We start from the raw sequence: 26,756 nt of genomic DNA on the forward strand, positions 1-26,756 counted from the left end.
TCTAAACTAACCTTCTATGTATCTTATACACGAGCAGTACAACCCACTGCGTAATACAAGCACTAAGTAACACACCAAAAATTTCATAGCTTTCTATCAAAAAGAAAATTAAGCTTACATTCACAAAAATTGCAATGAAACTAATGTAAATGATTGTGCGTTCTTTGTGACTCTTCATCAATTCCATAATATTTAATGTATAGAAATAACAAGGTAAAGCAATCAATCCGCCAAGGATATAATATTCATATGAAAACCCTAATTCCACAAAACATTCCATAACGCACCAAATAGCCAATCCGCCCAAAATGGTTAATGGTAGTGAAACAGCATAGAGTTTATACTTTATTTTTTGGACAACTTCACCTGATACGCGATATACATGTTTTGTAAATGGAATAGTAATATAGGCAGCCAAAGCTTGTAACATTAAAAAAGCAGTAATCAACAATTGATACTCGGCTAATTGCGATTTTTCTAAATACAAATCAACAGCATAAATATCTGTTTTAGAAATCAACCAACCGCTCAAACCAAGAATGAAAAATGGCAAACCAGCTTTAAATTCTTGTAAAGAAAAGGTAGCTGAAAACGATTCTTTCCAGAAATTCAATTGTAAACTCAACACAATTAACTTTATAGAAATTGCAATAGTGTAAATTTTTAAAAAGATTTCTAAGTTGAAATTGTCAATATAAAAAATACTTCCAAAAATAATGGCAAACGCAATTGCCTCGGCGATCAATTGCGCACCAAACTTTTGATGATATATAACTAAAGTACTCAAGGAAGAGTAGCAAAATGTTAGTACTACGAGTGCAATTGCCCAAGAAGCGATGACTGTTGGGAAAAATAAAAACAGCAATAAAGCAAAAGGTACTAATAAGCAACGTGATAAGAAGTTGCTAAAAAATGCATGATACATTTTTGAAGGTTCTTCACTGTATTTTCGAAGTAAGTGATCGCGATTTCCCCAACCAAACATAAATGTGGTAAACAAAACCCATAACATCACATTAATCAAACTTGCCCACTCTGCTTTTCCAAAGATTTTCACACCAGAAACAACAATCAAAAAGTTGAACGCAGGACTGGCAAATCCTTGAATCGTGTTGATTCCTATGGTAATCAATTTACGCATGATACAAAGATAAGTAAGCGTTTATAGTTTTTTCTTCAGCACTGAGTGTAATGCGTTTTTTTGGTTCGCTAGAGACTGAAAGTAAGGTTGAGCAGGCTTCAATCAGTTCAGTTTTACTTTCTAGCACATGCCAATGTTTAGAAGTTTTGGCAAGTCCGACATTGTGTGAAACAAGTTGCATTCCTGAATACAATGCTTCCAAAAACACAAACCCAAATGATTCGTATAAACTTGTATGTAATAAGATGTTGGATTGTGACATTTTCTCTAAAACTTCCGTTCTTGATAGCTTTCCGAGTAATGTAATTGTATCTTCTAATTCTAGATTTTTGATTTTATTTTCGAGTTCACTTTGCAACGCGCCATCACCAATAATAGCAACGTTGAGGTTTTTATGTGTTTTCGCTAGAGCGGAAATGATATCGATAAAATCTGGATAATTCTTAATTGTATTCAATGAACCAACACCTAAAATATCGATTGTATTTTGTTGCAAATCTGGAAACTCAGAAACATCTAAATGCCATGAAATTATTGTAGAATCTAAATTATATGTCTTCAATAACTCTACTTGATGATTCTCTGAAAGCGTCACCATTTTTACTTTGGAATCTATTAAGTTCTTTGCATATGAATTTTTGATAGTTGCATCTTGTCCCATCACAGTTACCACATGATTGATATTATATTTTTCGGAAAACCGTTGTCCAACTTTAGAACATTCGCCAATCCAAAAACTATGAATGGTATCAATCTTTTGTTTTTTATGAAGCTTTTGAAGTGTTTTGTATGCCTTCTTCCATGTCCAGAGTTTCTTTAATCTTTTATTTTGACCATTAAGCGGAATCACTTCAATACCATGCCAATTATATTTCTTTTTTGTAAAAGGAAACTGAAACGTAAGCAAGGTTAATTTTGCACTCGGTAACGCATTTCGCATACTTTTTAAAAACACTTGCAACGCAGGAATTGTGGTAGAATCTTCCTCTGATTCCGCAAAACCAGGTGTTAAGAATACGATATGTTGATTCGTTTTGTTCATCTTTAGTTCTCGCGTAAGCGGGAATCTTGTTATTTATTTTGGATTCCTACCTACGTATGAATGGCACTTGATTTTTCAGTGTTTCAATGTAATTTCAGTTGTCATTCCGCACCTGTTGCGGAATCCATGTTTGTTGACCAATCAGAAGCTAAATCATTCCAATTAGGATTATTTTCTTCGATTAAATTTTTCTTCCATTGTCGTTTCCATTTCTTTAATCGTTTTTCTCGTGTTATCGCTTCATTAATATGTTGAAAAATTTCGAAATACATGAGTTTAGTTAAATCATATTTTTTAGAAAACCCTTCGACTAGTTTATTTTTATGCTCAAATACTCTTCTTTCTAAATTGTTAGAAACACCAATGTACAATGTTCCATTCTTTTTGTTGGAAAGGATGTACACATAGTATTGGTGAATTGTTTTATACATATTATTCTTGGATTCCTGCCTGCGCAGGAATGACATTTAGTTTTTTCTTTGTCATTCCGTACTTATTGCGGAATCTATTTTTTGTTATTGTTATTATGGATTCCTGCCTGCGCAGGAATGACATTTAGTTTTTTCTTTGTCATTCCGTACTTATTGCGGAATCTATTTTTGTTATTGTTATTATGGGTTCCTGCCTGCGCAGGAATGGCATTTGGTTTTTCTTTGTCATTCCGCATTTATTGCGGAATCCACTCCGTATTCGTAAACACCAAATCCGTTTCCTTAATCAGTTCTGGTTTGCGTTCCAAATCGTTAAAGGAAATAAGTGTTCCGTCCGTTTTATAAATATATGTGTATGCTTTTAAATCATCGTACAGATTTGCAATTTCTTTGCGAATTCGTTTCTTATACAATGAAAAGCCAAATGTGTTTTCTAAGCGCATCAACAATTTATTCAAAAATGCTGAAGGAATATTTTTATGATATAGATTCTCATTCAAAAAACTATAATGAAAAGAAATATACAACGTCGGATAGTTTACTTTCTCTAAAGCTTTTCCTATGGTTGGTAGAATTCTAAATTCGGCGCCTTCTACGTCCATTTTAATAAAATCTACTTTTTGAATTTGTTCCTTTTCTAAAAATTCTGCCAATGAAATTGTTTCTAATTCCAATGAATTTTCAGTATCACGTTTGCGTTCTAAAATACTGCTAGATGAAGCTCCATATGTTTCGCGTGCAGACAAACGCAAGGTTTCTTTTTGATCTGAAATTGCTGTTTTGTATGTCTTTATTTTTTCAGCTACAGCTGGATTCAATTCAACATTTGTATTCAACTCACTAAAACAAACAGGATCAGGATCAAGGGCGTGTACTTTTTTCGCTGTTTTTGCAGCATACAACGTTAGAACGCCACTCCATGAACCAACATCTAAAACCACAGAATCTTTAGTTATAAAATGATCGAAAATAGCAAACGTGTGCGGTTCCCAATCAATGGAATTAATGTACGACCAATAATGTTTATTCTGTCCAGGATCAATCTGGAATGTGTGATTTTTAAGCTGTACTTGCATGCTAAAAAGTGTCTAAATCTGAATAGGTAAATATAAAGTCTTTTAAATCGATTTCTGGATCAAAATCTAAATAACCAACCAACCAAGATTCTTTAGGTTGTACAATGGTTAGTAATTGTGCTGCCATGGTAGAGTCTGCGTCAACTTGAAAAAGGAATTCGGTAATGCCTAAGAAAAATGCTTTTCGTTTTAACTTTTTGATGGCTTTTTGTAATGCTTCTGCAGATGGAGCATAAAACTTTCCAACGTGAATAATTGCTTGAATTTTTAACCAAAATACACAACCTTCTACTTCGACACAATAATGATTTTTGAAACTATTTTTATAATCGATAAAATCGTTTGTGTATTGTATTTGATACTTTTCTTTGTGTTCAGAATTTAGCTTTTCAATCGCTTCTTGTGAAACTTTTTGTTTGAAGAAAACATCATACATATTTGTCCAACGCAACTTGTTTAGCACTTTTCCAATTGGAAGTGTATTTGTTTTTATGTGAAATCGTTGTAAATTTTCATGTTCTTTCCAACCAAGCTTTTTGGTACTACGATACGTATTTGCGCTATGAAAAGCATACACATATTTCATATCGTTTTCCTTCATAATTTCATACGCAAATTTTGCTAATGCGTTATGCAATCCTTTTCGTTGATGATCTGGTAATGTATAAGAGTCACAAGCATGCGCGACATATATTTCACGATCGTTGTTCTTAAATTTTTGTGGAACTGCACCATAAAAAGCTACAGGAATTTGGTCACAATATGCAATGCTGCAGATATAATTGACGCCTGTATAAGACGTGTTGTATTTGTTTTGTAAATACTTAAGTGAAACCCTCTTTTTAAAGACTTTCCAGAAAAGTTCTTTGATTGCTGGAAAATCATTATTGTCAACTCGTTTGAGACGATATATTTCTTTATATAACATATGTTTCTAGAAATAAGAACCTTTTAATAAACATGCCAATTGTTGTTCCATAGAAATATACGGATTCATTACAAATCGATTTTTCCATGCTTCATTTTTGGCATCTTGTTTTGTATTGTAATCAACTAATAATAAGCGTTCAAAACCTATTTCTTCGCAGTAAGCAGCAAGTTCCGGATTGTAATAGCCAAACGGAAATGCAAACTCCGTAATTGGTTGTTCGCAAATTACTTCAAGTTGTTTTTTACTATTTAAAATTTCTTGTTTTGCTTCTTCTGCAGGAATATCAATTAAACTTGCATGTGTTTCACCGTGTGCGCCAATGGTAAATAATGGATTGTTTGCAATTTCCTTAATTTGCTCTGCATTCATCAACTTCCAATAATCTTCAAATTTTTCTGGAGATAATGCTTTCCAATCATCTTGAAAAACTTCATAAATCAATTTCAATACGTCATATGGTAATGCTTTGGCAACGTTTTTCATGGAAGTTCCATTCCAAATGAATTCCTTTTTAGCATTTTTTTGATACAAATTTCGCTCTAAAACAACTTCTTCTTTATTGGTGTGATACGAAACTAAATCGAGAAAATCTGCCCATAAATACGGCGCTTTTTCGTGAATCGTTGTAATATAAAAACATGCAGGAACATTATACTTTTCCAAAATTGGAACTACATATGTATAGTTATTCAAGTAACCATCATCAAAGGTAAGCGCGATATTTAAGGTGTCTTTTTTAAATTTCTTCTGATAGAAATCATCTAAAGAAATTACATTATAATGTGTGGTTATATGCTTGATAAATTCTTCAAAGAATACTTTTGAGATAAATCGGCTATTGTATTTTGTTTCGCCAATAGCGTCAATTCCGTGATACACCAAAATACGTTCGCCATAACGATCTTTCAATAGCAATTTTCCAAAACCAAGTTTGAACAACACAGTTTTAAATAACAATCCTAAACGATATTTGATGCGCATCCAAAGCATATTATTGAATTTGATATAATTTCCATCCTTGTGGATGTGTTTCTATTATTTTTAATGTGTAATTCTGCTCAATAAAATTCCAGTTCAACATTAGAGTTTTACCTTTCCATTGTACTTCATAACGTGCTGGATCAAACAAAATCAAATCGTTTTGTTGGAAGTTTTCATAACGTTCCATGAACATATTCTTATACTCAAAATCTAATCCGCGACCTTGCATTGCCAAATCTACATCAAAACTATATAAAGTATTGCCTTCATGTGGTTTTATCATAGTCGCTAATTCTTTTTCAACAATTGTTCGTGTAAAAATTAATTGAAACGTCATGGAAAAAAACACCAATTGTAATAGGGTACAAGCAATTCCGATTGGAATAAAAAATCGTTTAATGAGTTTTATTTCCATCAGTTTTATAAAAGCAGGAAAGAAAAGTATCAATAGTAACGGAAATACCAAACCGAGAATTCGCGGGTTTTGAAATGGAATTCCTGCTAAAAAGAAAATGTATACTGCACTACAAATCATTAATATTTTCTGATGAAATAAAAACAGTGATTTATAATTTTTTAATGTAATTAGACTTAAAATACTTCCAATAAAAATAAATCCAGGATGAAAGAATACATAACATGTATAAATTAAATTTGGGAACGTATAGCTAGTCGCGCCATCTTCTGTAGTAAAACTCGATTTGAAATAGTTTGTTACTGACCAAACTTGTAAAAAGTAATTGGAAGATGCTTCAAACAATGCGCCCCATTGGAAAATAAGAAACGGAATTGCTGCAGCTACACTTAGTACTGCTGCAATAATAAATTGTTTAAACTTTCGTCGATTTACAATTAAATACAATGCGTAAATTAAAATTGGAAATGTAATGAAAAGCGAGGCGTAACGTGTCATTACAGCGCAAGTTGCAAAGATAAAAATAGGAGCGAGGCTTGTATTTTTATAGTATGATTTGAAAAAGAAATAGAATGCTAAAACTACAAAGACCAGAGTCAACGCATCTGACATAACGATGATTCCCATTTTTAATAAAAACGGACAGAAAACACCAAAAATTAATACATAAAAAAAACGAAATTTTGCATTTGGATACAATAATCGAATTGTTTTTAAAATATAGACGCATGCTATGGAAAAACTTAAACAACTAATTAATTGCAAGGCTAATGCAGTTCCAAAGATAAAACCTAGCAAACTTCCTAAAGTGGGATATAGTACTGGCCAAAAATAATTTCCAGGATGTATTCCTGTTGTGATGTATTCTTGAATAGCGTTTGTATAACGTAAATATTCATAAGAATCTTGTCCGTACAAACCATCAAATCCAGCAATTCTCAAAATGAAAATAAAGAGAAACGGAATGATGAAAAGCATCAAATTCTCGTAAAAAGGAGTAGTGAGTTTTTGTAATTTCAATGCTGGTTTTGTTTTGCGTATATAAATATAGTTGTTAAATTGGCGATCGTAAAAGAATACTATTATTTTTTGTGTTTTGTACGCAATTAAGTCAAAAATTCATGATTAATTCAAAGAAAGTAATTATTGTACTTCCGGCATACAATGCTTCGGAAACACTTCAGAAAACATACAACGAAATTCCGTTTGATATTGTGGACGAAGTGGTTTTGGTAGATGATAATAGTACAGATGAAACGCTTCGAGTTGCGAAAGAACTAGGTATTGAACACGTTGTGAAACATGATCAAAATAAAGGATATGGAGCAAATCAGAAAAGCTGTTATAAAAAAGCTTTATCGTTAGATGGCGATATTGTAGTGATGTTGCATCCCGACTATCAATATACGCCAAAGTTGGTTCATTCAATGGCATATTTGATTGCCAATGAAGTGTATCCTGTAGTTTTGGGTTCTCGAATTTTAGGAAAAGGAGCTTTGCGTGGCGGAATGCCAATGTACAAGTATATTGCAAATCGTTTTCTAACCTTATTTCAAAATATTTTGATTGGTCAGAAATTATCCGAATATCACACAGGCTTCAGAGCTTTTTCTGCGGAAGTATTAAACTCTTTAACTTTAGAGCACAATTCTGATGATTTTATTTTTGACAATCAAATGTTATGTCAAATTTTTAATAATGGTTTTGAAATTGCAGAAATTACATGTCCAACAACATATTCTGAAGAAAGTTCATCTATTAATTTTCAACGAAGTATGACGTATGGTTTGGGTGTATTGAAAGTGTCAATTCAATATTTCTTACACAAAAAGAAAATAAAATCATTTCAAATATTTAAATAGTTAAATAGTCAGTATATTTATAAAAAATAATTGCCCATTTTGAAAAAGCATAAAATATTACTATACAACCCAATAGCCGTATTTTTTGACATGCCACTCGCATTGTTAGCAATTGGTTCTGTACTTGATCCTGAGAAATATGAAGTAATTATTGTTGATGGTCGTATAGATGAAGATCCTCTAGGAACAATTAAAAAACATATTGATGATGCGTTGTGTTTTGGAACTACAGTTTTAACTGGAAGACCTATTAAAGATGCTTTGTCAGTGACGCAAGCCGTTAAAAAAATGCGCCAAGATCTTCCTGTAATTTGGGGCGGATGGCATACGTCATTGTTTCCAAAGCAAACGTTGAAAGATGAAATTTGTATTGATGTTACGGCACAAGGACAAGGAGAAGATACTTTCAGAGAATTGGTTGAAATGTACGCTGCTAAAGGTGATATTTCTAGTGTGAAAGGAATTTGCTATCGAAATGAAGAAGGTGAAATTATCAAAAACCCACCACGTGTTATTGTTGCAATGGATACGTTTGCAGATATTAACTATGAGTTGATTGATGTTGAGAAATATTTTGAAAAGAAAGGAAGTAGACAACTTGATTATATTTCTTCGACGGGTTGTTATTTTAGATGTACTTTTTGTGCAGATCCTTTTGTATATAATAGAAAGTGGACAGCAATTTCACCAGAAATTATGGTGAATAAATTGGCTGAACTGCATGAAAAATATCAATTTACAGACGTTAATCTTCAAGATGAAACGTATTTTACTTACCGAGATCGTGTGATTGAGGTTTCTGAACGTATTATTGAAAAAGGGTTAAATTTTACATGGGCTGCAACGATGCGTGCTGATCAAGGTTCGCGAATGTCTGTAGAAGATTTTAAAACCTGTGCAAAATCTGGATTACGCCGTTTGTTAATTGGAGTCGAATCTGGTTCGCAAGAAATGATGAATTGGCTTAAAAAAGATATTAAAATTGAACAAGTATACATGTGTGCTGAACGTTGCAAGGATTTAGGAATTGCAGTACAGTTTCCGTTTATTGTTGGTTTTCCAGAAGAAACCGATAAGAGTATTGAAGAAACTGTGAAAGTTGCGCTCGAATTGAATAGTATGCATCCAAATTTCCACACACCAATTTTTTACTTTAAACCATATCCTGGGACTACAATTACGGATAATGTTGTGAAAGAAGGTTACAAATTACCAGAAACAGTTCACGAATGGTCTGATTTTGATTTTGTAGGTTCATCAGGACCTTGGGTAAGCTCAGAAAAGTATGACTTCTTTGAGAAATTCAAGTTTTACTTAAAGTTTGCATACTCAAATCAGAAGTGGATTTATAAGCCATTGCAATTATTAGCAAGATGGCGTTGTAAACACAAATACTTTAGTGTTCCTGTGGAAAAGAAAATTGTAGATACATTCTTTAAGAAACAACAATTAGCGTAGTTGGATCGTTTCGCTTTTGGATCGTTTTGCGTTGACTGTTAATTATTTTAGCGTCACTTCGCGTGGTTTTTCTTAATAAAATGAAGAAAAATTGTATCGAGAAGTACTATTATCTCTAATTCATAACTTACTTTAATACAGTTTTCAATTCCTTCGCAAGTTGATCAGCAGTGAGTTTTGCTCCAGATTCATTGAAGTGAAAATCATCATAAAAAGATTCCGTTGTTTTTGGTAATTGTAAATCAATACACGGAATGTCGTTTTGTTTACAAACTTCTTTTAAACGCTCATTAAATACTTCCATGCCTTCATATAAAGCTGGTGTACTGTAAAAAGCTTCATTGTTTTCAAATCCGCTTGTTAGCATTAATTCCTCATATTTTGGCTCTAAATCTGGTCGCCACATCGTTGCTTGTGTCACAAAAACTAAGTTGATGTTTTTATTTTTTGCTTGTTTTATAATATCAAGAATGTTCTTTTCATAATGCGCTAATCCAGCTTCTAAATTGGGCAATTCAGGTATGATTTTAGAACGTTTTCTTAAGTCTTTAATATCTTGTATAGTCACTATCAAATGATCTTTATGTTTGAAATAAAAAACAATATTTTGTTTGGCTCTTGATGCTAATTGATATAGTGTAAGGCGTTTGTAAAAAGGCAAATGATCGTTTGGAGAATGCTGAAAAGCAAAGCGTTTAAGTTTATCTTCCGGAAGATGTATATACCTTTCAGGAGAAATCAAATACGCAACAAAATCGTTTACTCCTTGCATCACTATTACAGTTTTTGTGTCGCTTAGTTCAGGTTTGTCAAGTGTATATTTGAGCTGCAATGCATGATGACTACTATTATTTCCTGGTCGTCCAAAATTTCCAATCCAATAAGAATCTCCTAAGTTTTTTTCTAGTAAAGCGGACCATGTTTTTTCCTGGGTTAACGCAAAACAAGCGGTTGTGCTTCCTCCAAAAATAATAATTTTATGATTTGCATCGTCATAATTGGAAATGGAACGTGCGCCTAATTCATCAAATGAAACTTCTGAGTCTTGATGAATGCCTGTAATGTCATTAGGATTAATTTCCCAAGTGAAACCAGAATTTGGCGTATTGACATAATAATTAGTTGGAACGACTTCAAGTAGCGACAAAATAATTTCGGCTAAAACCAAAATAATGATTGTGGAAATACTGTAATACTTTAGTTTTTTAAAAAAGGTTTTACGTGCCATTCGTTTATTTTTTTATGAATCGATACCAAGAAAAAGGAGAATCTTTTTTACCTAAAATCTTATGAAAAATATTTCGTTTGTATTTATAGAAAACATGAAAATTTGAAACTAATTTTTCTTCGTGATGAAAATAATTTTTGGCCATTTCAGGAACGCCAAGTTCTGTATAATAGGCTTTAGTACGTTCTTTGGCAGCAGGAATTTCAGAAGCTTTATAAAAAGGACTATCAATAATATGAATTTCACCATTAGTAGCTAAAAATGATGCTAAAAGCGAAATTAAGCCCTCAAATTCTTCAAAATATTGAACAGCGCCATTCAGTACAATAATGTCAAACTTTTTCTTGAAAAAATCAGCAACCTTAAAAATATCAGCGTATACAAAATGTAAGTTTTTCTTTTTAAAAATACGTGCAGCTTGTTCCAGTTCTTCACGATTTATATCTAAACCAATCACTTCATTTTCATTGGAAACTTCTGCAATTTTATTTGAAAACCAACCATTTCCACAACCAATAGTTAAAATATTCATTGAATCGTGTTCTTCAGCTACATGTTTCATAAAACGTTCTGTAGACTTTACACGAAAAGGCCATTCGTCACGTTCTAAATAAGGTAACTTTCGGACTTCAGGATCTGTTAAAATACGATTTTCTTTTTCTCGAACAGCAAGATAATATTTGGAAAAACCAGTATCTTCTGGCGTCAAATAGTAAACGTTTTGTTGTTGTGTAATACGACTAAAGTCTAATTTCATTTGTATAATTTCATTGCCGTTTGTGCTAAAAGTGACTTCGTTTTCAATTTTACAGAAGTAAGTAAATTACGGTTTTTCCCTTTTAGTAATTCTTTGTTATAATTGACTTCGTTTACAATTCTTCGCACAGCAAAGTCATAAAATTTTCTTGAATATGTTCGCGTAAAATCAATTTCACGATCTGTAGATGTATTCCATTCTGGTTGAATTGTGATTTTATCTTCAATTTCATTATACAATGAAGTTCCTTTGATTGGATACGCAACTGTAATTGTAAAATGTGTTGGATCAGCCGCTTTCAAATAATCAATTGTTTCTTTGATGTCTTCTTCGTTCTCACCAGGATAACCAACCATAATAAACGTACCTGTTTCCATACCAAGCGCGTTCGTTTTTTGAATGGCTTCTTTTACAACGTTGACGTCTACACGACGATCCATGGCGTCAATAATTTTTTGTGAACCACTTTCGGCACCAATCCAAATGCGAAAACAACCAGCTTCTTTCAATAGTTGTAAAATTTCGTCATTCAAACGTTCTGCACGTGTAATGCATTCAAATGGAATAATAGCTTCTTGTTTGATAACTTCTTCATGAAATTTCTCAATCCATTTAAAGCTTACGCTAAATACGTCATCCACAAACCAAATACTATCTGGATTGTACGTGTCTTTCAGCATTTTTAACTCAGCGGCAACCATATTTGGCGGACGTCTGCGATAACTTTGTCCATACACAGCTGTACTACACCATTTACAGGTATATGGGCAGCCGCGTTGTGTACTTACCGTCATAGAACTTTGTCCATGATGTGTTTTCCATGTCTCTAAGTATTTTTCTACAGGAATTGCAGCTCTATTTGGTAGTGGCAATTCTTTGAGGCTTTTCATGCGCATTCGTGCAGGTGCTTTTTTAACTTCACCATTTTCTAAATACGCTACTCCGTGAATTTCACTATAATCAGTATCATTAATAATTGCTGCATATAATTCTAATGTTGTCTGTTCACCTTCACCAATAATTAAAAAATCTGCACCTGTATTAAGGTAGTTTTCTAGATTGTATGTAATATCTGGTCCACCTAAAATAACTTTTGGAAAACCATAAGTTTCGTCCGTTTTTAGAATTTTGATCAACTTAATAACATTAATCTTTGTCATTAAGTTTGTGTAAATAGCAATTGCTTTCGGTTGTTTTTCTTCAATAAAACGCAATTGTGCTTCTTTGGAATAAAACGTAGAATCATATACATGATTTTCTACTTTGTTTTCATTCAGATATGAAGAAATATATAAAAGTCCCAACGGCGCATACGGACGCATGATACTTTGCTCTTTCTCATCTTCAAAAAGATAGTATGTGTGTGTGAGAATGATGCTCATGTGTTGTTGGTCGTTGCGGGTTATCTGGTTTTTTTAGATATCGTAAATATAAAGATGTTTTACTGACTTCAAAAGTTTAAATATACAGTATTTGTTTATTTAGAAATAGAAACCAGTAACTAACTCTTCTTTTCAAGAATAATCAAAAAGTGATCAGCGTATTTTGCTAATGAAGATGCCGTTAAAATACTATCAAATCCTTTGAAGATGTTTAACATTGGAAATTTAGCCACAAACGATTGTTCCAAATACGATGGAGGAATTGTTACGCCAATTGGTTTTACTTTTCCTGTTACAAAATAATCATTCGCTAAAGCGGAAATATCTTGCGGATTGTAATACCATGTTTCTACACCAATACCATCAACGTTAGCAACAACACTTTCTTTAGTATTTCGTCTTGTTGCTTTTGTTTTATCACCTTTTAACGTGAAATATAAACGTTCCCAAAGACAATTTTTTGGCATTAAAACAATTGCCATTTTTCCGTTTGGAAGTAATAAATCTGTTGATTTTTGAAAGAATGTTTGCAGTTGTGCTTCTGATAAACAATTAATTCCGCCAAAATCTGAAAATATAAAATCAAACTTTTTGTTGAAGGTAGCTGGCGAAATTGTGTTGATATCTTGTACTTTAAATTGAAGATTTTTTGGATGCGATTTTGCTTTCGCAACTTCAATCATTCCTGCGGAAATATCCGTAGCAATTACATCATGATTGAGTTTTGCAAAGGCAATTGCATCTGCGCCAGTTCCGCAATTTAATTCTAAAATAGAAAGTTTTTTTTCTTGCTTTATAATTGAATTAATATGCTTAAAAACTAACTTTCGTTGTGCTTTTCCTATATTAGAATATGTGAAAATATCATCGTATTGTGGTGCTGCCACATCAAAATCGCTATGCATTTGTATGCTCCATGTTTTTAAGTTGAATTTTATCTAAAAAAGCAGCTGGAACATAATAACCAAGTAAAATCATTGATCGTAATTCCGCCTTTGTTATAGCAAACGGGTTTTTGAAAAACTTTTTAAAGTTTGCAGTAGCTTGACTTTTACGGTATTCTTTATGAACGTATCGCTGTAGTTTTCTGTAAAATTGGGTGTTGTATGTTCCTTTAAACATCATGGCTAAATCATCAGAATCTGTCCAATTGGCTTTTAATTTTAGATCGTCTTTTACCATGTCATAAAATTTAGTACCTGGAAGTGGATACGAAACCGAAACACCTATATTATCAGGAACTAACTCCTTAATCATATCAATTGTTTTCTGAATATCTTCTTTTGTTTCTTCCAAGTAACCAAATTGAATAAAGAACGCAACACGCACATTTTTTTCTTTTAATAAACGTGTAGCTTCATAAATTTGTTCCACTTTGGTTTCTTTGTCCATTGCGTCTAAAATAGCTTGTGAGCCACTTTCGGCACCAACCCAAACTTCTTCTAAACCACTTTCGGCCAATGCGTCAATTGTATCTTCTTTTAATAATAAATCAACACGACTTTGTATGTAATATGAAATGGAAAGCTTTTCTTTTTTGAGTTCGGTATTAAAATTTTGAACCCAATTCGGTTTTAAACCAAAAATATCATCACACATCCAAAAACGATTTACTCCATACGTTTCGCTTACATATTTGATATGTTTTGTAATATATGCTGGAGAATGTGAGTTGTAACGATTTCCGTAAATTGGTTTTGCACACCAATTACATTTAAATGGACAACCACGAGTTGTGGCCATATTTAGTGTAAATTCATTTCCTCCATTTTCCCAGATTTTACGATAAGGTTCTATATCGATTAAATCCCATGCAGGCATTGGTAATTCGTCTAAATCACGTAATACAGGATGCTTTGGGTTTTTAATAAATTCACCATCTTTTTCAAAAACTAATCCTTTAATTTTTGAGGTATCTTCATTGTTAGACAATGCATCAACCAATTCTTTTAATGAAATTTCTCCTTCACCTTGAATTACATAATCTGCGCCTGCTGCCAAATATTTTTCATAATGATCTGTTGAATCAGAACTACAAACGATTACATGGCAATCAAGATTTTTAGCAATTTTAATCATTTCAAAAGCGGCTTCACGCATAGTAGTTAAGCACATTTTTGTTAGATAATTAAAGCCATCATCGTAAATTACAAATGTTTTTGGAGTGTGTTTTTCTAAGTATGGTTGAATTGTCTTTGGGTCATCAAGCAAATTAGCATCAAATACACCAACTGTGTATCCGTTTTCACGTAAGTATGAAGCAGCATATAAGGTTCCTAATGGCGGATATGGCGTTTGATTTTTCCACTGCTTAGCATCAAACTTATAATAATAGGAATGTGAAAAAACAATATCAAGCATGTTCTTCAGGATATTTCAAATTGTTTTGTTTCACGACTTCATTGTAACGTTCTGCAAGTCGTGTAGTTACTTTGTTTTGATAATTTTGTGGATGATGTTTTGATACATGTCTTGTGGATTTCATGGCAATATTAAAATCTTCTGTTGCCAAATGCTTAAACTTTTTCACCCACTTTTTTAGTGTTATTTTTTGCAGAAATTTATCTAACCTTAATCCTAAAGAACCATTGAATACTGTTTGAATTAACTTAGAAAGTCCGTTTTTTTCTGTATCTCTTATCGTACTTGTTTTTGTTGAAGGTTTATTTGGAAAGTATGGTGATGCCCACGTATTTGCTTCCAAAAAAGTTTTAAAAGTATCTTTTCCATATAGTGGAATGAGCGTTGCTATTTCAGTAGCTGTAAATAGATTTTGTTCTGAAATCTCTAATTTATCAGTACTTATAAAATAGTTGACGCAGAAATATTTTTTTGAATTGAATAAAAATATTTTTTTATATAAAACTAATAACGTTCGTGCAATCCATAAACGATTTGGTTTTGTAATGATAAAAAAGTCAAAATCACCATCATCATCATAAAAACCTTTTGATAATGCGCCAGATAAACAAACACCTTTAACGTATGGAAATTTGGCAATTTTTCTCGAAACTCTTATAGCCTTAGGCATAATGTTTCGTGCCATTTCATTTCCTAGTAATCTGCGTTCTACACGATCAGGATTATTTACATCAATATAAAAACCGTCAAAATTAAAAATGATGCCTTTTTTCAATAGCAAATCAATTTCGCTATCAATCTCTTTTTGATTGGTATTGTTGGAGAATTGGAAAATTTCAGTTCTCGTCAACGGATACTTAAAGAGGGAAAAGTATAATATGGTTTTTAAGGCGCTCACTGTTTTTTTGTTTTCAATTCAAAAATACTTAAAATAATGTACGTATTAGTACGTACTTACAATAAAAAAAGAAAGTATTTTTATTTATTGTATTTCTTAATAAGTGTTAATTTTTACACAATTTTTGACGCGATTTTACAAGGTTTACTACTTTTATAACAATCAATCAATCAAAAAACGACTAATGAAACCTTTCTTATTCCTAATTATAGGATTTTTTGGCAGTTCCTTCTTGGGGTTTGCTCAAGAAGCGACAAAATCTATTCCGAAACGAATATACACAACTAACACTTTTAAAGGTGAATCACCAAAAATTGATGGAGTTTTAGATGATGCTAGTTGGAATTCAGTAGGTTGGGCAACCGATTTTATAGAAAATCGCCCTGACGAAAATACTCCACCAACTGAGCAAACGAAATTTAAAATTATGTACGATGCTAAATTTTTATATATAGCAGTTCGTGCCATAGATGCAAATCCTGATCAAATTGTAAAACGGTTATCTCGTAGAGATGGTTTTGATGGTGATTGGGTTGAAATTAATATAGACAGTTACCATGATTTGCGCACAGGTTTTTCATTTACAGTGACGGCAGCTGGTGTAAAAGGAGATGAGTTTATTTCCAATAATGGTAATAATTGGGATGGAAGTTGGAATCCAATTTGGTATACAAAAACAAATGTAGATAGTGAAGGTTGGACAGCCGAAATGAAAATTCCATTAAGTCAATTACGATTTGGAAAAAGTGAAGAACAAATTTGGGGATTGCAAGTACAACGTCGTTTTTTTAGAAAAGAAGAACGTTCTACTTGGCAACGAATTCCTTTAGATGCGCCAGGTTGGGTGAGTGAATTTGGAGAATTGCATGGTTTAAAAAACATTAAACCACAGAAACAAGTAGAAATTCAACCGTATATAGTTACGCAATATGATACATATCCGCAAGAAGCTGGAAATCCATTTCGTGATGGAGATGATTTTAAATTAAATGGCGGACTTGATGGGAAAATTGGAGTGACCAATGATTTAACCTTAGATTTTACTATAAATCCAGATTTTGGACAAGTTGAAGCGGATCCGGCAGCAATTGCTTTGGACGGTTTTCAAATTTTCTTTCGTGAACAAAGACCTTTTTTCGTAGAAAATAAAAACATATTTGATTATCGATTCGCTAACGGACAGGACAATGTTTTCTATTCACGACGTATTGGAAGAAGCCCGCAAGGATATCCAAATACAACAAGTGGTGAATTTGTAGATCAACCACAAAACTCTACTATTTTGGGTGCAGCAAAATTTAGTGGAAAAACTAAAAACGGTTGGTCAATTGGTGTGTTGGAAAGTGTAACAGGAAAAGAGTTTGCCGAAATTGACAATAATGGAACACGCAGAAATGAATTGGTTGAACCGTTAACAAATTACTTTGTTGGACGTTTGCAAAAAGACTTTAACGAACGTAATACTTTTATTGGAGGAATTTTTACAGCAACCAATCGCCGATTAGAAGACAATCTTAATTTTTTACATAAATCTGCTTATACAGGTGGTTTGGATTTTAAACATAATTGGAAAGATCGAACGTTTTACGCCGAAGGAAATATTGTGACGAGTCATGTGCAAGGAAGTAAAGAAGCTATTGCAAGTACGCAACAATCGTTAACGCATTTGTTTCAGCGTGTAGATGCTGGACATGTTGATGTTGATCTAAATAGAACTTCATTAACAGGAACAGGCGGAAAGCTTGAAGCTGGAAAAGTTGGTGGCGGAACTTGGCGCTATAATGGAGGAGTTATTTGGCGTTCGCCTGAATTGGAGTTAAATGATGTTGGTTTTTTGCGACAAGCAGATGAAATTCGTCAATATGCAAATGTTCGTTATCAAACGACAAAATCGGTTGGAAAGTTTCGAAGAATCTCAGCACGATTCTCACAATTTACAACCTACGATTTTGAAGGAAATTACAATAGAATTCAATATGAAGTGAATGGAAATATGCAGTTTCAAAATAACTGGTTTATAGATTTTGGAGGCGCACACAAACCGCGAATTTTCATCAATACATTTTTACGTGGCGGACCGCGTTGGCGTTTTTCACAAGAAAATTTTGCATATTTTGCCTTTGGAACGGACGAGCGTAAAAAGTTGCGTACAAGTTGGAATGTTGTGTATTCGCAAGCAAAAGATAATAATTTTAGCTTTTTTGAAATCGGAGCAGATGTAACGTATCAACCAACGGACGCGATGCGAATTTCCATCAATCCATCGTACAATAGAAATCCTAATAAAACACAATATGTAACCCAAGCTGATAATAGTGGAACAACACGGTATATTTTAGGGAATATTGATAATCAAACGTTAAGTGCTTCTATTCGTTTTAATTATACAATTAATCCAAATTTATCAATTCAGTATTACGGACAACCTTTTGTATCTATTGGTCGTTATAATGATTTTAAATATGTAACGAATTCTATTGCAGATAATTTGTATGATCGTTTTTATCAATATCAACCAAATGAAATTGCGTTTGATGCAACTTCAGATTCTTATTTAGTTGATGAAAATACAGACGGAACTGTAGATTATTCTATTGGGAATCCAGATTTTTCTTTTGTGCAATTTCGTTCAAACTTGGTTGTACGTTGGGAATACATTCCAGGTTCCGAATTGTTCTTGGTTTGGTCGCAAGGAACTACAGGTTTTGGAAATTCGAGAGATCATTTATTTCAAAGTTTAGACAATCAAATTTTAGGACAACAACCAGAAAATATCTTTTTGATGAAGTTTACCTATCGATTTGTGCTTTAATGCTTTATGGGTTTATTTCGTTTTGCTCGGTTGTTTATAAATTTAGGTATTGTCATTCCTGCGTAGGCAGGAATCCATATTGGTAAATCATTGCTATTATTGTTGAAATTACAGATTTTGTTTGTAAGTCTATAACTTGAATTCATGATGTTTTCTACAATTAATTACGGCGTTACCATACATGATTAATATTTGGTTTTCATACTTTGCTACCTAACCAAAACTTTATATCATGAAAAAAAAGAATTTCAAAGTGTTGTCTTTAAATAAAAAGAAAATATCTAATATCAGATATTCTAAGATTCTCGGTGGAGGAAGCCCAGTTGAAGCTTCTAATCCATTTATATGCTCTGATTTGTGTATAACGTCTCATTAATAGATGGTTAAACAAGAGCGATCTTCAGGTTGCTCTTGTTTTCATAACCACAATGATTCTTTTCTTTTAAGCGCAGCTGCTGAGATACTGTATCTTGATAAGCTAAATATACGGTTCCGAATTGTTCTTAGTTTGGTCGCAAGGAACTACAGGTTTTGGAAATTCGAGAGATCATTTATTTCAAAGTTTAGACAATCAAATTTTAGGACAACAACCAGAAAATATCTTTTTGATGAAGTTTACCTATCGATTTGTGCTGTAGCTTGATTATGATAAATGTTCTAATGCATATTTGACCAAGCCAGTATTGCTTTTGATACCAAGTTTTTTGTGAATGTTTTTTCGATGCGTATCAATCGTAAACTTGCTAATTTTGAGTTGCTGTGCCATTTCTATCGTTGTGCGTCCTTTGGCAAGAAGTCTTAAGATTTCTTGTTCTCGTCTCGTAAGTGTTTCTTCAATGATGACACTTTTTTTTTCGAACCAATTTTTAATTTCTTTAGGAAGACTATCGCTTATATAATAGTCTCCTTTTACTAACGTATGAATAGCCTGAACAAGTATTGCTTTTTCTACATTTTTGGTTACATATCCTTTTGCGCCAGCTTCTAACATTTCAATGACATCAACAGTTTGATCAAACATACTTAAGGCAAGCACTTTGATTTTTGGGAAATCTTTGTAAAGCATTTTTGTGACAGAAACACCGTCTAATATTGGCATTCTGATATCTGTTAATACAACATCAGGAATTAATCCGTCTTCGATGAGTTTGTATAAAACTAACCCATTATTTGCCTCACCAATAATTGAAATTCCTATTTCGTCCGTTAAAATAGATTTTATTCCATCTATAAATAGTTGATGATCGTCCGCAATAATTATGTTTATATTCATAATGGAATGTCTAAAATTAGTGTTGTTCCGTTTCCTTCAGACGAATCTATAAATAGTTTCCCTTGTAACTTTTCAATGCGTTTTTCAATATTGATTAAACCTATTCCTGAAACTTTTTTTGTGATGTTGAAGCCTTTTCCGTTGTCTTCTACAACAATATTTAAGATGTTATCTTCTTCTGAAAATTGTATGGTAGCTTCTGTAGCATTTGCGTGTTTTATAATGTTGGTTAGTAACTCTTGTATAATTCTGAAAAGTTGTATTTCTAAGGTGTTTTCAAGGCGTTTTTTTACATCAATATTAATGACATCAATCTGTAATTTTTTCGTTTCCGAAATTTGACTGGCAATAGCTTTTGTTGAAGGAATTAATCCTTTATCTATACGTGCACCAAAGTTTTTGTTTTTAGAAATGTTTCTAATTTCACCGTATGTAGTATCTAAAAGCGCTTTGATTTTGTCATAGTGTGTGATAAACTCTTCTTTAGTATCATAACTTTCAACATATAGTTTTAAGGTAGCTACTTTACTTCCTAAATTATCATGCAAATTCGCAGCCATATCTGTGCGTTCTTTTTCTTGTGCATCTATAATTGCGTCAATTCCTTCTAACTCTTTAACTTTTAATAATTGATTGAATTCTTGTTCTTTAATCGTTAATCCTTGTTCTAAGATGATATGTTTTCGCTTCGCATTTTTGAGCAACATGTATATAATAAATAAGGTAATTAGTAGAATGCCTAAAGCCGCAAACAATAAATTCCTGTTTTGTTTTCTTTTATAATTTGCTTCTAAATTATCAGATTGAAGCTTTATAATTTCCTTTTCACTTTTTTCTGTTTCGTATTTAGTTTGAATGTCTAAAATCATTGTTTGATTTTTCACACTAAGTAAGCTATCATTTAGGATTCTAGCTTTTTCAGAGAATTGTAATGCTTTTTGTGTGTCGCCCAATCCTTCATAGGCACTTTTTAAATATGTGTATACTAGTGTTAATTGTTTTCCCTTTACAACGGGCGCAGCCTTTTTTAAATAGGAAATAGCTTCTTTAAATTCTTTGTTTTTAAGATGAATTAATCCAAGATTACTTTCTGTAATTTCAATTCCTGATTTAAGATTTAGTTCATTTTTTAATTGATATGCTTTTTCAAGATAGTTCTTAGCTTTTTGCGATTCACTTTCAAGATAGATGTTTCCTAAATTGTTGTATATCATTGATAAAGATCGCTTGTTGTTTAGGTTTTTTGCGAGCGTTTCCGCTTTTGAGTAATATCCAATAGCTTTTACGGTGTCGCCTTTTTTGAAATATTGAGTCGCTAAATTTGGAAGTGTTATCAATTCAAACTGAACTAAATTATTAGCAGTAAATACACGAAGAGCTTTTTCACTATAGACAATTGCTTTGTCAAAATTTTCTAACTCTGCAAAGGCACTTGCAATGTTACTGTAACATTTGGCTGCGTTTAACTCATCAGCATGCTTTTCAAAAAAAGAAGCACTTTCAGTGAGTGTAGTAATCGTTTTTTTATAATTTCCTTTTCTGAGATAAATAGCGCCCAAGCTGATATTTACTGTCGCAACCCGAGTGCTATCTTGTAAAGCTGCAAGTGTGTTTTTAGCTTTTTCAAAGTAAATTGTGGCTGAGTCTAACTTTCCTGTAAAAAAATGCAAGCGACCAATTTCGTTTGTGGTTTCAGCATTCAAAGAATCATTCGTATCAAAAGATAATGCATCATACGCGTATAACTTCGCTTTTGCTAAATCGACACGTTCATATAGTTTGGCTAATTGGAGTTTTATTTTAGCACTTTCATAACGATCGTTTGTAGATTCTAACGAAAGTGTTAAGGAATCTATTGCTGAAGTTTGACTCAGTAATATAAACGGAAATAATACTAAGAGTATAATAATACGTCTCATGTAATTGAGGTTGGTTACTTAAAGATATGGATTATTTGTAGGCTATTGAGTTGTTTTTCAGTGTGTTTTGAGTTTTGAAAATATTTTCTAGCGTAAGCGTGTAAGAATTTTACGCATACGCTAGAAAAAATAATTAAATCATATATTATCTACAATAAAAGCCAAAGTCGGAAACAAATACGACTCTTGGATATCGTTTTGCCATTCGAGCTCTAACGCCAAGTAAATCTTGTGCTTCTCCAAAACGCCAATGACCACTAGCATCTTTTGCACGTTTATGATGTGCGCCTAGTTTGCTTTTGTAATATGCTTCGATATGATCTCTAAATTGACTTCCTAATCCAGATCGCCAACCATAGCGACCGTTTTCGGAACAACTAGTACTTTTTATTGAGCCAATAAACATGACTTGTACAGAGTTTAAATGATTTGGTTTGCTTGCGTCATAATTTACCCAATACATTGCATATGGGAAATAGCTGATTTTCTTTTTTTGTGCAAAACTATTTGTGATAAATAGAAAACAACCAATTAATAAGGCGATTTTAATAAAGCGTTTACTTTTCATAATACTGTGATTTATAAGTTTTATGATATAAAAGTAAGTAGCGTTTTATCTTTTGTATATACCTAATATTAGGTATCAGGTATTTTTAGAGTTGTTTAAAAACTGCCAAACTACTGCAACAAATCAATTTCTAATATTTATCAAGGAATTAAACAAATTTTGTAATATTTTCGTGCAGTTTCGGTACACAATTTGATGAAGTGTAGCCATTAAGAATTAAACATCATTAAAAATTATTATGAAAAAATTATTACTATTATCAGTATTGAGTATTTTTTTAATCTCTTGTTCGTCTGATGACGATGTTACGCCACAGCCTACAGTGACTGGATCGTGGAAAATGACTTTATTTGAAGTGGAAAACTCATACGATTTTAATGGAGACGGAATGGCAAGTAGAGATTTAATTTCTGAAACGAACTGTTATCAAAACGAAACAATTCAGATTAATGCTGATGGAACTGCCGTGGCAACTTCACGATCTTATTTGGAAGTTATTGCAACGTTGGTTGTAGGAACAACAAATGAATTTACATATGCATTAAGTTGTGAAAGTGAAATTGATGTTTTGCCGATAAGTTGGTCATCAAATGGTTCAACGTTAACATTTCTGGATGAAGATGGAGAAATAACCAACGCTACGTTTGACCTTAATAATCAGTTTTCGTTTATAATCCCTGGAGGTTTTGAAATTTTTTCAAGTGGATTTAATGTTGTGACAGAAGAAGATATTAGAATAGTGTATACAAGACAGTAAATTACTGTAAACCCACTATAAAAAGAAAGCACTAAATGTTTATGTTTAGTGCTTTTTTATATGCTATTCTTTGATACGATATTTTATTACTAGCTCTTCTTTACAAACCTTTTGCAGTCATATTTGCTTTCTAACTTTCTTAACTCTTTAGCATCCATACAATGCGCATTATCATGTGTTGTGCAGCAAAATTCTCCCATAAAAATATTTAAATTCAACTCCATAGATTCAATTGCATTTTTTTTCACATCTTCAGATTCGTACTTATATTTTGTTTTAATATCATTTAATTGTTTTTGGGCTTGTTTGAAAGATTTCTCTAAAGCATTTATATCAAAACTCATCACTCCGTTTTCAAAAAGAATTCCTTCACCACCTATTGCAATATCATTTAATTCTTCTTCAAATGCGTCTATATCCTCAGATTCTTGAGTTGCTACCTCTTCAATTTGTTTATTTTCTTTTCCTTTAAAATTGCAAGAAATTAAAGTACAAAATATGAGTCCTGCTAAAAATATTTTTTTCATAATTTTTGTAATTAATTGTGTAATGTTTCTGTTTAATGCGCTTCCAGCCAATTCTGACCAATTCCCATCTCTACATCTAATGGAACGTCCATTTTAAAAGCGTTTTCCATTTCTTCTTGAATGATTGGTTTAATGATGTCTAATTCGTCTTTATGTGCATCAAAAACCAATTCATCATGTACCTGTAATAACATTTTAGATTTAAAACCTTCTTGCTCAAAACGATTATGAATAGTAATCATTGCAAGTTTTATAATATCTGCGGCACTTCCTTGAATTGGAGCATTTACAGCATTTCGTTCAGCAGCACCACGAACAATTGCATTACGTGAATTGATATCTTTTAAATAACGACGTCTTCCTAAAACAGTTTCTACATATCCGTTTTCACGTGCAAAATCGACTTGTGAAGACATGTATGCTCTCAATTTTGGATAAGTTTCATAATAGGTGTCAATCAATTCTTTGGCTTCACTTCGTGATAAATCTGTTTGATTACTTAAACCAAAAGCAGAAACTCCATAGATAATTCCGAAGTTGACCGTTTTTGCATTGCTACGTTGTTCACGCGTTACTTCTTCTAACGGAACATCAAATACTTTTGAAGCTGTAGAAGCGTGAATGTCAGCACCATCTTTAAAGGCTTGCATCATGGTGTCTTCTTTACTCAAAGCTGCAATAATTCGCAATTCAATTTGTGAATAATCGGCAGCGAGTAATACATAATTTTCATCTCTTGGAATAAACGCCTTTCTAACTTGTCGTCCACGTTCTGTTCGAATTGGAATATTCTGTAAATTTGGATTATTAGAACTCAATCGTCCAGTAGCGGCAACTGCTTGTGCGTATACCGTGTGAATACGATTTGTTTTCGGATTGATTTCATTTGGCAATGCATCAACATACGTACTTTGTAGTTTTCTATATTGACGCCATTCTAAAATATCGGCAACAATTTGATGATCTTTTGCTAAGTATGATAACACATCTTCTGCGGTAGAATATTGTCCAGTTTTTGTCTTCTTAGGTTTGTCAACTAATTTTAGTTTATCAAACAAAATTGGTCCTAACTGTTTTGGAGAAGCCAAGTTAAACTCTTCACCAGCTTGCTCAAAAATTGCCTTTTCTAAACGATCAACATCGGTCGTTAATGCTGTTGATAATTCACCTAAAAAGTCAGGATCTAAATTAATTCCTTCAATTTCCATTGCCGAAAGCACACTTACCAACGGAACTTCAACATCTGTAAATAGTTTTGTCAAATGTCCAGCTTCCAATTCTTTGATAAAATGTTCTTTCAGTTGATACGTAATATCTGCATCTTCAACGGCGTATTCTGTTTGTTGTTCTAGCGGAACTTGTCGCATAGACAACTGATTCTTTCCTTTTTTACCAATCAATTCTACAATAGAAACTGGTTGATAGTTCAAATAGGTTTCAGATAAAATGTCCATATTATGGCGCATATCTGGATTGATCAAATAATGTGCAATCATTGTATCAAACACAGGTCCTTTTACAGGCATGTCATAGTTTGATAATACTTTGATATCGTATTTTAAATTCTGCCCAACTTTTTCAATTGTCATGCTTTCAAAAAATGGACGAAATTCTTCTAAAATTTCTTTTGTTTCTGCCTGATCTTCTGGAAAAGCTACATAATATCCTTTTCCTTTTTCCCATGAAAATGCTACACCAACCAATTCTACTTCTAAGGCTTTCAAACCGGTAGTTTCCGTGTCGAAACAAACACTTTGCTGTTTCAATAGTTTTTGTAATAACATTTTTCGTGACATTGGCGTATTTGCCAATTGGTAAAAATGTTCTGTTGTTTTAATGGTTTGATATCCAGAAACTGTTGCTTCTTCTGTTGTTGTTCCACTTCCTGGTACTGCAAACAAATCAAATTGTCCAGTTGGAGCAGCTTTTTTAGTTGTAGTTTTTGAGGTGGTTTTTGTTTCCGCTTTCGCAGGATTTTCCTCTGACTTCGTAAATGTTTTGATTAAGTTATCTAGCAATCTACGGAATTCTAATTCGGTGAAAACTTCCGTTACTTTCTCAATATCAGGTTGTGATAATTCAAAATCTTTTTCATGAAATTCTACAGGAACGTCTAGCATTATTGTTGCCAGTTGTTTTGAAAGCAAGCCTAATTCACCATTTGCTTCCACTTTTTCCTTCATCTTTCCTTTTAGCTCATGTGTGTTGGCAAGTAAACCTTCCATACTTCCGTATGCTGCTAAAAACTTCTTTGCTGTTTTTTCTCCAACGCCAGGCAATCCAGGAATATTATCAACAGCATCGCCCATCATTCCTAGGTAATCAATTACTTGTTCAGGACGTTCTACACCAAATCTTTCTTGTATTTGAGGAATTCCCCAAGTTTCGTATCCGCCACCAAACATAGGGCGATACATGAAAATATTTTCAGATACTAATTGTGCAAAATCCTTATCTGGCGTGACCATAAAAGTTTTATAACCTTCTTTTTCGGCTTTCTTGGCAAGTGTTCCAATAATATCATCAGCTTCATATCCAGTTTTCACAACGATAGGAATATGCATGGCTTTCAAAATGCTTTCAATATATGGAACGGCAAGTCGAATAGCTTCAGGCGTTTCTTGTCTATTTGCTTTGTATGCTGGAAATGCTTCCACGCGATCCACACTTCCGCCTTTATCAAAACAAACGGCTAAATGATCAGGTCGTTCCCGTTTTATAACATCTAACAAAGAATTCGTAAATCCTAAAATTGCGGATGTATCTAAACCTTTCGAGTTTATTCTTGGGTTTTTAATAAACGCATAATAACCTCTAAAAATAAGCGCGTACGCATCTAATAAAAATAGTCGTTTCTGATCTGCCATGAATTGTAAATTTGATGGAAATTCAAATTTAAGAATATTACTAAGATTCTCTAGTAAAAAAAAGAATGAT

The 26,756-nt window shown here is 32.7% G+C and carries 25 protein-coding genes; 6 read left to right on the forward strand and 19 right to left on the reverse strand.

The features are described 5' to 3' along the window. Nucleotide 1: 1 nt before the first annotated feature. From ACUUYC_RS10400 to ACUUYC_RS10435, 8 genes are all read right to left on the reverse strand, one after another. On the reverse strand, nucleotides 2-1,141 hold the full coding sequence (locus ACUUYC_RS10400) for a lipopolysaccharide biosynthesis protein (RefSeq protein WP_474265737.1): 1,140 nt from the start codon (nucleotides 1,139-1,141) through the stop codon (nucleotides 2-4). After that, nucleotides 1,134-2,183: a glycosyltransferase family 4 protein gene (locus ACUUYC_RS10405; protein WP_474265738.1), complete on the reverse strand. Its 1,050-nt coding sequence runs from the start codon at nucleotides 2,181-2,183 to the stop codon at nucleotides 1,134-1,136. The genes ACUUYC_RS10400 and ACUUYC_RS10405 overlap by 8 nt, the downstream gene beginning before the upstream one ends. A 101-nt stretch (nucleotides 2,184-2,284) precedes the next feature. Beyond that, nucleotides 2,285-2,614, reverse strand: coding sequence for a GIY-YIG nuclease family protein (locus ACUUYC_RS10410; RefSeq protein ID WP_474265739.1), 330 nt, complete (start codon nucleotides 2,612-2,614; stop codon nucleotides 2,285-2,287). Nucleotides 2,615-2,688: 74 nt separating this feature from the next. Further along, nucleotides 2,689-2,850, reverse strand: a complete 162-nt coding sequence (locus ACUUYC_RS10415; RefSeq protein WP_474265740.1) for a hypothetical protein — start codon at nucleotides 2,848-2,850, stop codon at nucleotides 2,689-2,691. After that, nucleotides 2,851-3,690 carry an FkbM family methyltransferase gene (locus ACUUYC_RS10420; protein ID WP_474265741.1) on the reverse strand — a complete coding sequence of 280 codons (840 nt, stop codon included), beginning with the start codon at nucleotides 3,688-3,690 and terminating at the stop codon, nucleotides 2,851-2,853. A gap of 1 nt (nucleotide 3,691) precedes the next feature. Further along, nucleotides 3,692-4,618, reverse strand: coding sequence for a GNAT family N-acetyltransferase (locus ACUUYC_RS10425; protein ID WP_474265742.1), 927 nt, complete (start codon nucleotides 4,616-4,618; stop codon nucleotides 3,692-3,694). A 6-nt stretch (nucleotides 4,619-4,624) separates the two neighbouring features. After that, a complete protein-coding gene (locus tag ACUUYC_RS10430; protein ID WP_474265743.1) occupies nucleotides 4,625-5,602 on the reverse strand; it encodes a polysaccharide deacetylase family protein in 978 nt (325 codons plus the stop codon). Nucleotides 5,603-5,612: 10 nt separating this feature from the next. After that, complete coding sequence (locus ACUUYC_RS10435) at nucleotides 5,613-7,037, reverse strand: ArnT family glycosyltransferase (RefSeq protein ID WP_474265744.1); 1,425 nt, start codon at nucleotides 7,035-7,037, stop codon at nucleotides 5,613-5,615. A 101-nt stretch (nucleotides 7,038-7,138) separates the two neighbouring features. Between ACUUYC_RS10435 and ACUUYC_RS10440 the strand changes: the two genes are divergently transcribed. Both ACUUYC_RS10440 and ACUUYC_RS10445 read left to right on the forward strand, forming a co-directional pair. Continuing rightward, complete coding sequence (locus ACUUYC_RS10440) at nucleotides 7,139-7,879, forward strand: glycosyltransferase family 2 protein (protein WP_474265746.1); 741 nt, start codon at nucleotides 7,139-7,141, stop codon at nucleotides 7,877-7,879. A gap of 39 nt (nucleotides 7,880-7,918) precedes the next feature. Next, on the forward strand, nucleotides 7,919-9,337 hold the full coding sequence (locus ACUUYC_RS10445) for a B12-binding domain-containing radical SAM protein (RefSeq protein WP_474265747.1): 1,419 nt from the start codon (nucleotides 7,919-7,921) through the stop codon (nucleotides 9,335-9,337). 127 nt (nucleotides 9,338-9,464) lie between these two features. Here ACUUYC_RS10445 and ACUUYC_RS10450 read toward each other — a convergent pair whose 3' ends face one another. From ACUUYC_RS10450 to ACUUYC_RS10475, 6 genes are all read right to left on the reverse strand, one after another. Further along, nucleotides 9,465-10,565, reverse strand: a complete 1,101-nt coding sequence (locus tag ACUUYC_RS10450) for an SGNH/GDSL hydrolase family protein (RefSeq protein ID WP_474265748.1) — start codon at nucleotides 10,563-10,565, stop codon at nucleotides 9,465-9,467. Between the two features lie 4 nt (nucleotides 10,566-10,569). Then, nucleotides 10,570-11,322 carry a class I SAM-dependent methyltransferase gene (locus ACUUYC_RS10455; protein ID WP_474265749.1) on the reverse strand — a complete coding sequence of 251 codons (753 nt, stop codon included), beginning with the start codon at nucleotides 11,320-11,322 and terminating at the stop codon, nucleotides 10,570-10,572. Next, the gene (locus ACUUYC_RS10460) at nucleotides 11,319-12,704 is read right to left on the reverse strand and encodes a B12-binding domain-containing radical SAM protein (protein WP_474265751.1); all 1,386 of its coding nucleotides are present in this window, start codon (nucleotides 12,702-12,704) and stop codon (nucleotides 11,319-11,321) included. Before ACUUYC_RS10460 ends, ACUUYC_RS10455 begins: the two co-directional genes overlap by 4 nt. A gap of 119 nt (nucleotides 12,705-12,823) precedes the next feature. After that, nucleotides 12,824-13,609, reverse strand: coding sequence for a class I SAM-dependent methyltransferase (locus ACUUYC_RS10465; protein ID WP_474265752.1), 786 nt, complete (start codon nucleotides 13,607-13,609; stop codon nucleotides 12,824-12,826). Beyond that, entirely contained in the window at nucleotides 13,602-15,065 is a 1,464-nt protein-coding gene (locus tag ACUUYC_RS10470; RefSeq protein WP_474265753.1) for a B12-binding domain-containing radical SAM protein, read from the reverse strand. The genes ACUUYC_RS10465 and ACUUYC_RS10470 overlap by 8 nt, the downstream gene beginning before the upstream one ends. After that, nucleotides 15,058-15,963 carry a nucleotidyltransferase domain-containing protein gene (locus tag ACUUYC_RS10475; protein ID WP_474265754.1) on the reverse strand — a complete coding sequence of 302 codons (906 nt, stop codon included), beginning with the start codon at nucleotides 15,961-15,963 and terminating at the stop codon, nucleotides 15,058-15,060. The genes ACUUYC_RS10470 and ACUUYC_RS10475 overlap by 8 nt, the downstream gene beginning before the upstream one ends. Nucleotides 15,964-16,147: 184 nt before the next feature. On the opposite strand from ACUUYC_RS10475, the gene ACUUYC_RS10480 reads away from it, so the two are divergent. From ACUUYC_RS10480 to ACUUYC_RS10490, 3 genes are all read left to right on the forward strand, one after another. Next, nucleotides 16,148-18,775, forward strand: coding sequence for a DUF5916 domain-containing protein (locus tag ACUUYC_RS10480; RefSeq protein WP_474265755.1), 2,628 nt, complete (start codon nucleotides 16,148-16,150; stop codon nucleotides 18,773-18,775). Between the two features lie 232 nt (nucleotides 18,776-19,007). Then, entirely contained in the window at nucleotides 19,008-19,151 is a 144-nt protein-coding gene (locus ACUUYC_RS10485; protein ID WP_474265756.1) for a hypothetical protein, read from the forward strand. A 121-nt stretch (nucleotides 19,152-19,272) separates the two neighbouring features. Beyond that, nucleotides 19,273-19,413, forward strand: a complete 141-nt coding sequence (locus tag ACUUYC_RS10490; RefSeq protein ID WP_474265757.1) for a hypothetical protein — start codon at nucleotides 19,273-19,275, stop codon at nucleotides 19,411-19,413. 5 nt (nucleotides 19,414-19,418) lie between these two features. Here the strand turns inward: ACUUYC_RS10490 and ACUUYC_RS10495 are convergent, their stop codons facing one another. The 3 genes from ACUUYC_RS10495 to ACUUYC_RS10505 form a co-directional block, all read right to left on the reverse strand. After that, nucleotides 19,419-20,048 (reverse strand): response regulator, encoded by a 630-nt coding sequence (locus ACUUYC_RS10495; protein WP_474265758.1) that lies wholly within the window; start codon nucleotides 20,046-20,048, stop codon nucleotides 19,419-19,421. Beyond that, on the reverse strand, nucleotides 20,045-21,967 hold the full coding sequence (locus ACUUYC_RS10500) for a tetratricopeptide repeat-containing sensor histidine kinase (RefSeq protein ID WP_474265759.1): 1,923 nt from the start codon (nucleotides 21,965-21,967) through the stop codon (nucleotides 20,045-20,047). Before ACUUYC_RS10500 ends, ACUUYC_RS10495 begins: the two co-directional genes overlap by 4 nt. A gap of 145 nt (nucleotides 21,968-22,112) precedes the next feature. Beyond that, nucleotides 22,113-22,535, reverse strand: coding sequence for a hypothetical protein (locus tag ACUUYC_RS10505; protein ID WP_474265760.1), 423 nt, complete (start codon nucleotides 22,533-22,535; stop codon nucleotides 22,113-22,115). 238 nt (nucleotides 22,536-22,773) lie between these two features. Here ACUUYC_RS10505 and ACUUYC_RS10510 point away from each other — a divergent pair, with 238 nt between their 5' ends. Continuing rightward, complete coding sequence (locus tag ACUUYC_RS10510; RefSeq protein ID WP_474265761.1) at nucleotides 22,774-23,292, forward strand: hypothetical protein; 519 nt, start codon at nucleotides 22,774-22,776, stop codon at nucleotides 23,290-23,292. An 89-nt stretch (nucleotides 23,293-23,381) separates the two neighbouring features. Here ACUUYC_RS10510 and ACUUYC_RS10515 read toward each other — a convergent pair whose 3' ends face one another. Both ACUUYC_RS10515 and polA read right to left on the reverse strand, forming a co-directional pair. Beyond that, nucleotides 23,382-23,819, reverse strand: a complete 438-nt coding sequence (locus ACUUYC_RS10515; protein WP_474265762.1) for a hypothetical protein — start codon at nucleotides 23,817-23,819, stop codon at nucleotides 23,382-23,384. A gap of 32 nt (nucleotides 23,820-23,851) precedes the next feature. Beyond that, complete coding sequence (gene polA / locus ACUUYC_RS10520) at nucleotides 23,852-26,686, reverse strand: DNA polymerase I (RefSeq protein WP_474265763.1); 2,835 nt, start codon at nucleotides 26,684-26,686, stop codon at nucleotides 23,852-23,854. Nucleotides 26,687-26,756: the final 70 nt, after the last annotated feature.

Source organism: Kordia sp. E (assembly GCF_056033805.1).